The sequence below is a fragment of the Ruegeria arenilitoris genome (assembly GCF_013035425.1).
Taxonomy (GTDB): Bacteria; Pseudomonadota; Alphaproteobacteria; order Rhodobacterales; family Rhodobacteraceae; genus Ruegeria; species Ruegeria arenilitoris_A.
The window spans coordinates 382905-395284 of record NZ_WQHX01000003.1 but is presented as its reverse complement, the minus strand read 5'-3'; the positions used below and the strand labels follow the sequence as shown (position 1 = coordinate 395284).

Genomic DNA, 12380 nt, shown 5'->3' with positions numbered 1-12380 from the left:
GTCCTCCCTCGCCCTGTTCCTGAGAACCATGAGAAAGGCAGAGCCATGAATTTCCGGACATTTGCCGCCTTTGTCGGCCCTTCTGTCTTTATGATGCTTCTCTTTATCGCTTTCCCACTGGTCAGCGTGTTCAAACAAAGTTTCTATGTCACTCAACCAATCTACGAGACGGTCGAAAAGGAAACCTGTACACCCGGTTTTCTGAAACAAACTTGCGTGACGGAACAAGTTTCGCAGCCGAAATTGGATGAGCATGGTGAGGTGATCACGCAAACCCAATATGTCGGGCTGCAAAGCTATCGCAATGTTCTGGAACCGGAACGGGCATGGCGCGCGATAAGCGACGGTAATTGGCACGTTTTGTCGACGATAAACTTTTGGAAAGCGCTGCGTTTCACTCTGACCTTCACCTTGATCACACTGCCTTTGGTTGTTGGTTGTGGGCTGGGGATAGCAATTTTGATCAACAACGCGGCCAAATCAATACGTGGACCGGTGATATTCATTTCGCTCTTGCCCTTCATCATCACGCCTGTGATCGGTGTGCTGTCGATCAATTGGCTGTTCCGTGGTGATGGCATTCTGACCGCACTGATTGAATGGTGGCTAAACCGCGATATCGCTCTGTTTGCGCAGGCTTGGACAATCGAAATTCTGATGATGCTTTATCGCGTTTGGCACGTGGCGCCTTTCGCCGCCATCGTTTTCTATGCGGGTCTACAAACCGTCAATCAGGACAGTCTGGAAAGCGCGGTGATCGACGGCGCAACCCGTTGGCAGCGTTTGAAATACATAGTCATCCCCCACCTGATGCCTTTGATTATCTTCGTGTCGATGATCCATTTGATGGACAGCTACCGCGTTTTCGAAGAAATCGTAGGTTTCTCGAGCCAAGGCTATGTCATCTCATTGCAGTGGCTGACTTTCGACTACCTGACCCCGGATCAGGCAGGCAACCGGTCGATCAGCCGGGCTTCGGCCAACTCGATGCTAACCATGATCGGTGTTGTTATCCTACTTATCCTACCGCTGCGCCGCACTTGGCGTGATCATAAAGGGGGTCATTAATATGTCCTCTCGCGCACTTCGCCAGCCATTCAGCTTACGCCTGACTTCGAACGTTTGTCTGGCGCTTTGGTGTCTGATTGCGTCCTTCCCGATCTTTTGGATCGTTGTGATGAGCTTCAAGTCACCAGTGGACGCCTTCGATAGTAATGCGCTGAACGTTATTTTCGGCCCGGCAACCTTGGGTGTCGGCAAAGGTCTGTCACTTTTGGACATTATTTTTGGTGTGGCGGTTATTTGGGCAACGATCATTGTCGCAACCAGGACCCTTCCATCTTTGGTGAAATCCTACACTAAACCTGGGCAAGAATGGTTTGGTTGGCTGATTGGTGTGCTGACTTTGCTATTGGGTTTTCTACTGGTTTTCTTTGTTATTTTGCCAACGTTTCTTGCCTTGCTCAATCCGTTGTTTGGCCCGCTTGGACGCGACATTCTTGGCCTAACAACCGAGCACTACAAAACTGTCTGGATAGACCGAGGGTTCTCGAACAACTTTAAGAATTCACTTATTGTCACCACTGGAGTTGTAACGGTTTCACTGACTGTTGGAACTTTGGCGGGTTATGGTCTGGCCCGGTCTGGGTCCACGCTAGCTTTCTGGATTCTTATCGTCGCTCTGGTGTTCCGCGCACTGCCCCATTCCGTGCTTGTCGCAGGTTATCTTCCGGTCTTTATCAACTCTGCCGAATGGCTTAGCCCGATACTGGGCGACAATGCGCCAACCCTATATGGCAAGCCGTTCGCCGTGATCGCCGTGCTTGTCGCCATCAACCAACCGTTTACGATTTGGATGCTGAGGTCATTCTTCCAGAACATTCCGGCTGAATTGGACGAGGCCGCCCGTGTTGATGGTTGCAGCCACTTTCAGGCCTTTCGCAGGGTCATCATGCCTGTGATGTGGCCTGGCGTTATTACGACCGGTTTGTTTAGCTTTCTGCTGGCTTATAACGATTTTCTTGTAACCGCGCTTCTACTGGACGCACAAAACCAAACCATGGTTCCGGCAATTGTGGGAATGTTCAACCGTGAGACGACTACAACAGATCAGGTTGTTGCTGTGGCCGCTGCGGTATCGATCACCGCGCCACTGATCTTCCTTGTACTGATATTCCAGCGCCAGATCGTGAGCGGCCTGACGGCTGGGGCGGTCAAAGGTTGATGAGCAAGAATGCAAGACATAACGCTATGTCGCGCCATCCGGCGCTGAACAGGATGCCGAGGGATTTTCTGAGATTTGGGGTCAAACATCCCAATCCCTCCTACTGGCAACCTGAAAGGACAAAGACATGAAAGGTTCCCGTCCTGAACAAGCGGTTCTGACCCGCGAAACGGACATGAGCAAAACCGAAGACACGCGCCGCGTTATTGAAACCATGGTCGACGGTTTAAACGACCACCGCATTGACGACATCGGAGAATTCTTCGCCCAAGGCTTCCGCTGGATGGGCAATCAGGGCTGCGGCACAAAGGTGGGCCTGCAGGAATTTCAGGACAACTGGCAGCGCCCGTTTCAGGCCGCATTCTCTGACAAGACCTGCATTGACGAGGCACGCCTGTACATGGGCGAGTGGGCGGCAGCCTTTGGCCGTCAGGAAGCCACTCATTCCGGCGAGTTCCTAGGCATCGCGCCCACCGGCAAGCGGGTCGAGATCCGATATATGGACTTTTGGAAAGTCGTCGACGGCAAGATCGTCGACAACTGGGTGAATGTGGATTTCGCCCATGTCGCCGCGCAGCTAGGCGTGGATGTATTCAAAGGTGAAGGCTGGGAAGCATTTGACCGGGGAGAGAAAGCTCCGCCCCGGCCCGACAACTGAGGATTAGCACCATGGCAATCGAATATTTGAAACGCGGCAAATCCGACGAGGACCGGGCAGAAGATGACGCCAAGACCCGCGCTGTGGTTGAAGCAACGCTGAAAGACATCGAAGCCCGCGGCGACGCAGCCGTGCGTGAGTTGAGCGAGAAGTTTGACAACTATTCGCCGGTGTCATTCCGTCTCAGCCAGAAGGAAATCGATAGTCTTATTGGACAACTGACGGATCGTGAAATTGCCGATATCAAATTCGCGCAAGAACAGGTACGTAATTTTGCGCAGGCGCAGCGGGATTCAATGTTGGACATCGAGGTTGAAACTCTGCCTGGCGTCATATTGGGTCATAAGAACATCCCTGTACAATCTGTTGGATGTTATGTGCCTGGTGGAAAGTTTCCAATGGTGGCCTCTGCCCACATGTCCGTGGCTACCGCCTCAGTTGCTGGTGTTCCTCGGATCATCGCTTGTACACCTCCCTTCCAAGGCAAGCCAAACCCGGCGGTGATTGCAGCCATGCATCTCGGCGGTGCGCATGAAATCTACGTTATGGGCGGCATTCAGGCGATCGGCGCAATGGCTTTGGGAACCGAGACCATTAATCCCGTTCACATGCTGGTGGGTCCCGGCAACGCTTTTGTCGCAGAGGCCAAACGCCAATTGTTTGGTCGCGTCGGTATAGACCTGTTCGCGGGGCCAACCGAGACAATGGTTATTGCGGATGAGACAGCAGCTGATGCGGAACTCTGCGCGACCGATCTGCTTGGTCAGGCTGAGCATGGCTATAACAGCCCCTGCGTTCTGCTGACCAACTCACGCAAATTGGCCGAAGATACCATGTCCGAAGTCGACCGTTTGCTGGGTATCCTGCCTACAGCTGGCACCGCGAAAGTGTCATGGGACGAGTATGGCGAAGTGATCGTCTGCGACACGTATGACGAGATGCTGAAGGTCGCCGATGACATCGCCTCGGAACATGTTCAGGTAATGACCGACCGCGACGACTGGTTCCTTGAGAACATGACTTGCTACGGTGCTCTGTTTCTTGGTCCGCGTACAAATGTTTCAAATGGCGACAAAGTGATCGGAACAAACCATACATTGCCAACAAAAAAAGCCGGGCGCTATACCGGTGGGCTTTGGGTGGGAAAGTATCTGAAAACTCACAGCTATCAGAAAGTACTGACCGATGAAGCGGCGACGCTTATTGGTGAGTATGGCTCGCGCTTGTGCATGCTGGAAGGTTTTGTTGGCCATGCCGAACAGTGCAACGTTCGCGTGCGTCGCTATGGCGGTATCAACGTACCCTACGGCGAACCCGCCCCCTACCGGGACGCCGCAGAATGAGTGACAAGCACACACAACACAAAGCCCTGATCGCACCACTCAGGGCGGCGATGTACGACTTTTCCGAGGCCGGTGTACGCAAAGCGTTGGCCGAAGTGACAAGCTCAGACGCCGCGTTCCACCTGTGCCATCCTTTTGGCGACAGCACAGGCAGTGATGCTTTTTTCGATTGCGCCTATAAGAACCTTTTGGATGCCTGGCCTGATTTAGAACGTCGTGACTACATTGTCATGGCCGGACCGGACGACGGTGGAGCTGACTGGGTCGGCTGTGGTGGCTACTATACGGGTACCTTCATCGGGCCTTGGCTGGATATCCCGCCCACCGGTCATCAGGCAACCATGCGGTTTCACGAATTCTACCGTTTTGTAGATGGCAAAGTCGTTGAGTTTCAGGCACTTTGGGACATCCCCGAAGTAATGATACAGGCCAAAGCCTGGCCAATGTCCCCGAGCCTGGGTCTCGAATGGCATGTGCCCGGTCCAGCCACTCAAGACGGTTTTGTTCCGGGGCCCTACGATGAAGCTAAGGGCACCAAGACCTGTCAACACATAATAGAAATGCTTGAATTTCTAAAAAGACATCCATCCCAAGGTGGCCCCGAGGTGATGGAGATGGAACGGTTCTGGCACCCTCGCATGAACTGGTACGGCCCTTCGGGTATAGGGACCGGCCGTGGTTACGCTGGCTTTCGAAACTGGCACCAAATTCCATTCTTGAATGGCATGCCGGACCGCGGGCAGTACGTTGATGACATAATCTACCATTTCTTCGGTGATGGCGAATATGCCGCTGTGACCGGCTGGCCTAACATGATTCAGACGGTTACTGGTGACGGCTGGATGGGGATTGTTCCTTCAGGAAAAATGATCACCATGCGGAGTCTCGATTTCTGGCGACTTGAAAACGGCAAGATCCGCGAGAATTGGGTTCTGGTCGACCTTCTTGACGCCTACCGACAGCTTGGTGTCGACGTCTTTGCCCGATTGCGAGAATTCAACAAGGCTCGCAACATAGGTCGCATCGATGTTCCCGATGGAATGCACTGATGACCGAATTGCCACGTACCCCTTCGTTTTCCCTTAGCGGAAAGACCGCCTTAGTAACCGGCGCTTCGTCGGGCATCGGTCAGGGCTGCGCGGTAGCTCTTGCCGAAGCAGGTGCTCACGTCGTTTGCGCCGCCAGAGGCAAGGAGCGATTAGATGAAACCGTTGCGGCATTGCAAAGGCAGGGCTGGTCGTCCGAGGCTGCGGTCGTAGATCAGGGTGATCTTATTGCCCTAAATCGGATTTTTGAGGGCCGTGTATTCGACGTGGTAGTGAACTCTGCTGGTATCGCACGACATAGTCCGGCGATTGAGACTACGCCCGAGGATTTTGACGCCGTCGCGGACGTTAATCTGCGATCAGCCTATTTCCTGTCGGCTTATGCCGCCAAGGCCTTGATGGCAGCAGAAAAGCCAGGGTCAATCATTCACATCTCAAGTCAGATGGGCCATGTGGGCGGGGTTGACCGGGCGCTTTATTGCGCAACCAAGCATGGCCTCGAAGGTATGGTCAAAGCTATGGCCATTGAATGGGGCAAGCAGCGAATTCGCATCAACACAATTTGCCCGACATTTATTCGCACACCCTTGACGCAATCCACGTTTGAAAATCCTGAACGCGCTGCGTGGATTATGGAGAAGATCAAGCTGGATCGCGTGGGCGAGGTCGAAGATATCATGGGTGCAGTCACTTATCTTGCTTCCGACGCTTCTGCTTTGGTTACAGGCACTTCGATGCTGATCGACGGAGGTTGGACGGCGGACTGATGGTTGAAAAGGTGACATCACTTCAAGTTGCCCAACTTGCCGGCGTCAGCCAATCCGCCGTCAGCAGGGTGTTCACACCCGGTGCTTCGGTCAGTAAAAAAACCGAAGATAAAGTGCGGAAGGCGGCCGCTAAGTTGGGGTATCGCCCCAATGTTTTAGCCCGCGCGATGGTATCCGGCAAAAGCCGTATCATCGGATTGGTTGTCGGCTATCTGGACAACTACTTCTATCCCGAAGCGCTCGAAAAACTGTCGAACGCGCTGCAGGAACAAGGCTATCACGTTTTGATCTTCATGGCTTCTCGCTCGGCTGGGAATATCGACAATGTGATGGACGAAATCCTCGATTATCAGGTCGACGGGGTTATTTTGGCGTCGGTCCCGATGTCGTCGGACATAGCGATGCGCTGCCAGCAGGCTGGGGTTCCGGTTGTGTTGTTTAACCGCAGTCAGGATATCGAAGGCATCACCACTGTTACTTCCGACAACTACGCTGGGGGTCGCAAAGTGGCCGAGTTCCTTATTGATGGGGGGCATGAAAGGATAGCCTATATCGCGGGTTGGCAAGGTGCTTCGACCCAACGCGACCGCGAAGCTGGTTTCCGAGCCGCGCTTACAGAGGCCGGGCGAGACCTTTTCGCTCATGAGGTCGGTGATTTTCACACCGAAAACGCCCGCGCTGCGACCCGACGAATGTTTGATGTTGCACCAGACAAACGACCCGATGCCGTCTTCGTCGCCAACGATCACATGGCACTGGCTGTGATGGACGTCATACGTTTTGAACTTGGCCTAAACGTACCCGAGGATATCTCAGTCGTGGGTTATGACGATGTACCGCCTGCCGGGTGGCCCGCCTACAATCTGACTACAATCCGACAGCGGGCCAATCTAATGGTGACCGAAACTGTTGACGCGCTTTTTGAACATATCGACACCCCGGAAATGGCCGAGCCTCGCAAGGTGGCCATTGATGGGCCACTGGTCGTGCGAACCTCGGCCCGTTTGCCAAAAGGGTGGGCCCCACAAAGGACAGAAACATGAAAGGCTTTGATCCCAAATTTCGGGATTTTCCCGACTATATCATTGGTATCACAAAGGTGATCTGGGAAGACCGGGGTATCTCGACCCTGCATGAGTATTACAGTGACGATATCGTCGTTCGTTCACCCGGGTCGGTTGTTCTGGGTAATCAGAACGTTATCGGCGCAACAATGGCGACGCTGGCCGAGTTTCCGGACCGGCAGCTTTTGGGCGAGGATGTAATCTGGTCAGGTACACCGGAACAGGGCATGCTAAGCTCGCACCGGATCATTTCAACCGCTACGCATCTGGCCGAAGGCGTATACGGTAAGCCAACGGGTACCAAGCTGCGGTACCGGATTCTTGCCGATTGTCACGCAATCAACAATCAGATCAACGACGAATGGCTGATCCGCGATCAAGGTGCAATTGTGCGTCAGATGGGTTGGGACCCAAAGGAATATGCGGCCGACCTCATTGAACGTGAGGGCGGGGCGGATAACTGCGTCAGGCCACTGACCCCGGAAACCGATCAGCCCGGACCTTATGAAGGACGAGGCAACGACAACGATTGGGGACAACGTTACGCCGACATTCTGACCCGGATCATGAACGCCGATATGGGTGCGATCGAAGCAGAGTATGACCGCGCCGTGCAATCCGAATATGTGGGCGGTGTCACTGGCCACGGTTGGGGTGCAGTAGACCGGTTTTGGATGGGACTTCGGGCCTCTTTCCCGAATGCGGAGTTCAAGATCGAACACCAGATTGGCCGCGATGACACGAACATGGCCCCTCGTGCTGCTTTGCGCTGGAGCCTTTGGGGTAAGCATGACGGCTGGGGGGTTTTTGGCGTACCGACTGGCGCACAGGTCTATGTGCTTGGCATCAGCCACGCCGAATTTGGCGAGTTGATCGCCGGCCACCCGCTGCTGCGTCGCGAATATACGCTGTTCGACGAAACTTCGGTCTGGAAACAAATTCTGCTGCAGGGTGGAGAAAGCTGAGTGACCGTAATCGTTTCATCTCTGAATAACAGTCGAGCGGCGCGGCGATTTCATACGCATCGCGCATCACTGCGTGCACGTCGGCTGAACAATCGTCCTCCGGGAGGGGCGGGAGTTGATCCCATCGCCCCAATTTCCAAGGAGACAATCTAATGAGCACCATCACACAACGTATCGTCCGCTATGGCGAACTCCAGCCCTGCAAAACGGCGTTTATTGACGCCCACACACCGGGCAGCGATCAAAAGGAAAACTTCACCATCATCGGCGGTGGCGTTTCCGAGTCGCCAGACCAGCATGTGCACATCACCGATAAGATAGGCTTCAACATTGGGGCAGCTGGGCAACCTCCGAAATGTCGCAACTCTTTGCACAGCCACACAACTGCCGAAGTTTTCTTTGTCGCCAAAGGGCGATGGCGGTTTTTTTGGGGCCGTTATGGCACAGCCGGCGAGTTCATTGCCGAAGAGGGCGATATCTTCAATATCCCAACCGGCATTTTCCGAGGGTTCGAAAATGTCGGCCAAGACTATGGAATGATCATGGCGATCCTGGGCGGCGACGATGCGGGGGGCGGCGTCACCTGGGCGCCGCAGGTAATCGAAGACGCGCAGGAGCATGGGCTGATGCTTGGTGACAATGGCGTTTTGTATGACAAAAAAAAGGGTCAGGAATTGCCGCACAACGTACGACCGATGCCTCTTCTGACCGAAGAGCAACTAAAAGAGTACCCAGAGGTGCCGGTCGAGGATGTAGTCGGAAAGTATGTTGCGCGTTATTGGGACCTGATGGCGCTGTCGGCGAACAAACCCGCTCGGGTGATCGGCGAAAATGCTCTGATCAAAGACAAACCGGGGTTCGAAGTCGATTTCCTTGGTCGGGGTTCCTCGGTAACCGAACCAGTCACGGCCGAAAAACCAGTAGTTCTGATGCCCGCGAGTGGCCACTGGCGTATTTCGGTGGATGGTTACGAGACAACGTTGTCCACTGGTGATACCGCTTTGGTCTTGCCCGGTGAGTCTTATAGCGTTCAACCGTCAATGACGGGACAGGCAGGTTTGTACCGGATTTCGGCTACTGACGACCCGGCTGGAGCTACTTGGACAGAATGAATGTAAACCCGAAAGACACGCACGCCGTGTACGAACGGCAAGCCACAGAATTCGACAAGCGACGTTCCAAAGCTCTGTTCGAAGCGCGTTGGCTGGCGCGTTTCACCGCCAGCCTGAAACCGGGTGATCACGTATTGGACCTTGGCTGTGGCTCGGGAGATCCGATCGCGCGCTGGTTCATGGCAGAGGGTTTTGCTGTCACAGGCGTCGACTTCTCAGAGGCGATGCTAGCCATAGCTCGGGAACGTTGGCCTGATGGCGATTGGCGACATGCAGATATGCGTGAGTTTGAGTTGGAACAGCAGTTCGACGGCATCATCGCATGGGACAGCTTTTTCCACCTGACGGCAGATGAACAAAAGAACTGCATAGCTCGTATGGCGCACCATTTGCGGCCGGGTGGGATGCTGATGCTGACGGTTGGTCCTCGTGCTGGAGAGGTAAGCGGCACTGTTGGGGAAGAGCTTGTATATCATGCGTCTTTGTCACCAGCAGACTACGCCATTTGTTTGGAAGAAAACGAATTACGAATGACCGGTTTTCTGGCCGAGGACCCTGAAACCCAAAGCCGTACTGTTCTTATGGCGTGCAAAATTTAAGGAGACTCTTATGACCATAAAGACCACACATGTAGGGTCCCTGCCCCGAACTCAAGAGGTGGTGGATTTCATCTTCGCCCGGGAAAATGAGGAGTCCTACGATATTGATGCCTTTGACGGTTGCATGGCTGATGCAGTTTCAGAGACGGTGCGCAAACAGGTTGAAGCCGGGATCGATATCGTTAGCGACGGTGAAACTTCAAAGATTTCATACGCTACGTATGTCAAAGATCGTTACACCGGTTTCTCGGGAGATAGCCCGCGCAACGCGCCCGCAGATCTGAAGATGTTTCCAGGCTTCCTTCAGCGGTTGGCAAACGATGGAGGCACTCCTCAGTATGCTCGACCTATGTGCACCGGTGAGGTGCGTTCAAAGGGGCAAGGTGAGTTGCAGAAGGACATCGCCAACCTCAAGGCCGCAATGGCACAACATGGGGCAGATCGAGGTTTCATGAATGCAGCCTCGCCAGGTGTGATTTCCCTGTTCCTGCAAAATGACTTTTATCCGACACGGGACTCCTATTTGTCCGCTTTGGCCGACGCCATGAAAGAAGAATATGAAACCATAGTAGCAGCTGGGCTGGACCTTCAATTGGATTGCCCCGATCTGGCATTATCGCGCCACATGCTCTTTACAGATCTGTCGGATGACGAGTTTGTCACGATTGCCAATTTGCACGTCGAGGCCTTGAACCACGCACTTCAAAATGTACCTCAGGATCGCGTTCGTGTGCACATTTGCTGGGGCAACTACGAAGGTCCGCATTGCTGTGACATCGCAATGGATAAGGTTTTCAACACTCTGATGTCGACGAAATCCCGATATGTCCTTTTCGAAACCTCGAACCCGCGCCACGCGCACGAATGGACTGTATTCCGCGACCGGAGGGGCGAAATACCTGAAGACAAGATTCTAGTGCCTGGGGTGGTCGACACCACCACAAATTTCGTGGAGCATCCAGAACTGGTAGCCCAGAGGATCACTCGTTTTACCGACATCGTGGGCTCAGACCGGGTAATCGCAGGCAGCGATTGCGGATTTGGAACATTTGCAGGTTTTGGTGCCGTCGACCCTGAAATTGCCTACGCCAAACTGGCGACGCTGGTCGAGGGGGCAAAGCTGGCTTCGTAATGACACCGCTGATCTGCTTACCCGGCATGATGTGCGATGCTCGCCTTTTCGGTCCTCAGATCGAAGCGTTGTCCAGCAGAATGCCAATAATGACCTTTCCGCTGAGCCAGCAAAATAGTGTCGAGGCGTTGGCAGCAGATATCCTGAACAATGCACCGCCCTTGTTCGCTCTGGCAGGTTTATCGATGGGCGGTATCGTAGCCATGGAGATTGTGCGTCAAGCCCCGGAACGAGTGTTGCGACTTGCGCTTCTTGATACAAATCCGCTGGCTGAATCACCTGAGGTGGCTGCGCGCCGTGGACCCCAGATGGCAGCAGTGCGCAAGGGTCGCTTGTGGAATGTGATGCGCGATGAGATGAAACCGAAGTACTTGGCTGACGGTCCCCGCCAGGGGTCGATCCTTGATCTGTGTATGGTTATGGCTACAGATCTTGGTCCGGACGTCTTCCTGCGTCAATCGCAGGCGCTGATGGATCGTTCGGACCAAAGCGAAACCCTTTCCGCTTATTCTGGAAAAGCCTTGGTCCTATGTGGCCAAGAAGACGGGCTTTGCCCTGTCGAGCGGCATCAGTTGATGCATGATCTTATGCCACGCAGCACTTTTACAATTATTGATGGCGCGGGCCATCTGCCCACACTGGAACAACCAAACGAAACAACAGCGGCGCTGGTACGCTGGTTGGAGAACACATGACACCGTCCCTTTTATCTTTGCTCCGTAAGATCGACACGCCAACTGTCTGCAATGCCATTGAGGTGGCGCAAGGCAAGCGTGGGTTCAATAGCTTCACCCGCCGTACCATGTTGTGTTCCGCGCCTGAAGAACCCGCAATAGTCGGATACGCCCGCACTGCAAAAATCGCAGCGGTCTATCCCCCGAAAGAAGCTCCGGACGTCATCAAGAATCGCCGAATGGATTACTACAAATATATGTCTGAGGCACCCGGCCCCAGCGTCGCAGTTATCGAGGATGCGGATTATCCAGATTGTATCGGTGCCTTTTGGGGTGAGATCAATACCTCGGTCCACAAGGGATTCGGTATGTCAGGTGTAGTGACCAACGGCGTTATGCGCGATCTGGGCGATTTACCCGAGGGGTTCCCAGTTGTCGCCGGTTCCGTCGGGCCAAGCCACGGTTTCGTCCATGTTCGTGAGATAGACACACAGGTATCAGTTTTTGGCCTAACGGTACGTCCAGGCGAACTTATTCATGCCGATCGTCATGGTGCATTGGTGATACCTACTGATATCGTCGATCAATTAGAAACCGCAATCCAAAAGCTGTTGACGACGGAACGCATTGTCTTGGACGCCGCCCGCCGGGCTGAGTTCAATTTTGAAGCATTCGAAACCGCGTGGTCGGCTTTCGAGAAAGCCAGGGTCTGAGTTCGGTTGTTAAAAGAGCGCGCCGCATTAGTCGAAGGTCTCCGCCAGTGTGGATTTGGGATCAACGGCATTTGCCCGTATTG

The 12380-nt window shown here is 53.9% G+C and carries 13 protein-coding genes; all 13 read left to right on the top strand.

All coding sequences use genetic code 11. The features are described 5' to 3' along the window. Positions 1-45 precede the first annotated feature (45 nt). The 13 genes from GOV45_RS10985 to GOV45_RS10925 all read left to right on the top strand — a co-directional run bounded on the left by GOV45_RS10985 (position 46) and on the right by GOV45_RS10925 (position 12297). Positions 46-1068: a carbohydrate ABC transporter permease gene (locus GOV45_RS10985; protein WP_170477327.1), complete on the top strand. Its 1023-nt coding sequence runs from the start codon at positions 46-48 to the stop codon at positions 1066-1068. A gap of 1 nt (position 1069) precedes the next feature. Further along, the gene (locus GOV45_RS10980; RefSeq protein ID WP_170477324.1) at positions 1070-2224 is read left to right on the top strand and encodes a carbohydrate ABC transporter permease; all 1155 of its coding nucleotides are present in this window, start codon (positions 1070-1072) and stop codon (positions 2222-2224) included. A gap of 127 nt (positions 2225-2351) precedes the next feature. Then, positions 2352-2882 carry an ester cyclase gene (locus GOV45_RS10975; protein WP_170477321.1) on the top strand — a complete coding sequence of 177 codons (531 nt, stop codon included), beginning with the start codon at positions 2352-2354 and terminating at the stop codon, positions 2880-2882. 11 nt (positions 2883-2893) lie between these two features. Next, positions 2894-4225, top strand: a complete 1332-nt coding sequence (gene hisD, locus GOV45_RS10970) for a histidinol dehydrogenase (RefSeq protein WP_170477318.1) — start codon at positions 2894-2896, stop codon at positions 4223-4225. Continuing rightward, positions 4222-5274, top strand: coding sequence for an ester cyclase (locus GOV45_RS10965; protein ID WP_170477316.1), 1053 nt, complete (start codon positions 4222-4224; stop codon positions 5272-5274). The genes hisD and GOV45_RS10965 overlap by 4 nt, the downstream gene beginning before the upstream one ends. Continuing rightward, entirely contained in the window at positions 5274-6038 is a 765-nt protein-coding gene (locus GOV45_RS10960; RefSeq protein ID WP_170477312.1) for an SDR family NAD(P)-dependent oxidoreductase, read from the top strand. The genes GOV45_RS10965 and GOV45_RS10960 overlap by 1 nt, the downstream gene beginning before the upstream one ends. Continuing rightward, a complete protein-coding gene (locus GOV45_RS10955; protein WP_170477310.1) occupies positions 6038-7081 on the top strand; it encodes a LacI family DNA-binding transcriptional regulator in 1044 nt (347 codons plus the stop codon). Before GOV45_RS10960 ends, GOV45_RS10955 begins: the two co-directional genes overlap by 1 nt. Next, positions 7078-8067, top strand: a complete 990-nt coding sequence (locus GOV45_RS10950; RefSeq protein WP_170477308.1) for a nuclear transport factor 2 family protein — start codon at positions 7078-7080, stop codon at positions 8065-8067. The genes GOV45_RS10955 and GOV45_RS10950 overlap by 4 nt, the downstream gene beginning before the upstream one ends. Positions 8068-8219: 152 nt before the next feature. Continuing rightward, complete coding sequence (locus GOV45_RS10945; protein WP_170477305.1) at positions 8220-9179, top strand: cupin; 960 nt, start codon at positions 8220-8222, stop codon at positions 9177-9179. Beyond that, positions 9176-9778, top strand: a complete 603-nt coding sequence (locus tag GOV45_RS10940; RefSeq protein WP_170477303.1) for a class I SAM-dependent methyltransferase — start codon at positions 9176-9178, stop codon at positions 9776-9778. Before GOV45_RS10945 ends, GOV45_RS10940 begins: the two co-directional genes overlap by 4 nt. 10 nt (positions 9779-9788) lie before the next feature. Continuing rightward, the gene (locus GOV45_RS10935) at positions 9789-10910 is read left to right on the top strand and encodes a cobalamin-independent methionine synthase II family protein (protein WP_170477298.1); all 1122 of its coding nucleotides are present in this window, start codon (positions 9789-9791) and stop codon (positions 10908-10910) included. After that, complete coding sequence (locus GOV45_RS10930; RefSeq protein ID WP_170477295.1) at positions 10910-11605, top strand: alpha/beta fold hydrolase; 696 nt, start codon at positions 10910-10912, stop codon at positions 11603-11605. The genes GOV45_RS10935 and GOV45_RS10930 overlap by 1 nt, the downstream gene beginning before the upstream one ends. Beyond that, the gene (locus GOV45_RS10925; protein WP_170477293.1) at positions 11602-12297 is read left to right on the top strand and encodes an RraA family protein; all 696 of its coding nucleotides are present in this window, start codon (positions 11602-11604) and stop codon (positions 12295-12297) included. The genes GOV45_RS10930 and GOV45_RS10925 overlap by 4 nt, the downstream gene beginning before the upstream one ends. The last annotated feature ends 83 nt before the right edge of the window (positions 12298-12380 follow it).

Coding starts and splice junctions, on each gene's coding strand:
- GOV45_RS10985 (WP_170477327.1), top strand. CDS start 46: ATGAATTTCCGGACATTTGCCGCCTTTGTCGGCCCTTCTGTCTTTATG.
- GOV45_RS10980 (WP_170477324.1), top strand. CDS start 1,070: ATGTCCTCTCGCGCACTTCGCCAGCCATTCAGCTTACGCCTGACTTCG.
- GOV45_RS10975 (WP_170477321.1), top strand. CDS start 2,352: ATGAAAGGTTCCCGTCCTGAACAAGCGGTTCTGACCCGCGAAACGGAC.
- hisD (WP_170477318.1), top strand. CDS start 2,894: ATGGCAATCGAATATTTGAAACGCGGCAAATCCGACGAGGACCGGGCA.
- GOV45_RS10965 (WP_170477316.1), top strand. CDS start 4,222: ATGAGTGACAAGCACACACAACACAAAGCCCTGATCGCACCACTCAGG.
- GOV45_RS10960 (WP_170477312.1), top strand. CDS start 5,274: ATGACCGAATTGCCACGTACCCCTTCGTTTTCCCTTAGCGGAAAGACC.
- GOV45_RS10955 (WP_170477310.1), top strand. CDS start 6,038: ATGGTTGAAAAGGTGACATCACTTCAAGTTGCCCAACTTGCCGGCGTC.
- GOV45_RS10950 (WP_170477308.1), top strand. CDS start 7,078: ATGAAAGGCTTTGATCCCAAATTTCGGGATTTTCCCGACTATATCATT.
- GOV45_RS10945 (WP_170477305.1), top strand. CDS start 8,220: ATGAGCACCATCACACAACGTATCGTCCGCTATGGCGAACTCCAGCCC.
- GOV45_RS10940 (WP_170477303.1), top strand. CDS start 9,176: ATGAATGTAAACCCGAAAGACACGCACGCCGTGTACGAACGGCAAGCC.
- GOV45_RS10935 (WP_170477298.1), top strand. CDS start 9,789: ATGACCATAAAGACCACACATGTAGGGTCCCTGCCCCGAACTCAAGAG.
- GOV45_RS10930 (WP_170477295.1), top strand. CDS start 10,910: ATGACACCGCTGATCTGCTTACCCGGCATGATGTGCGATGCTCGCCTT.
- GOV45_RS10925 (WP_170477293.1), top strand. CDS start 11,602: ATGACACCGTCCCTTTTATCTTTGCTCCGTAAGATCGACACGCCAACT.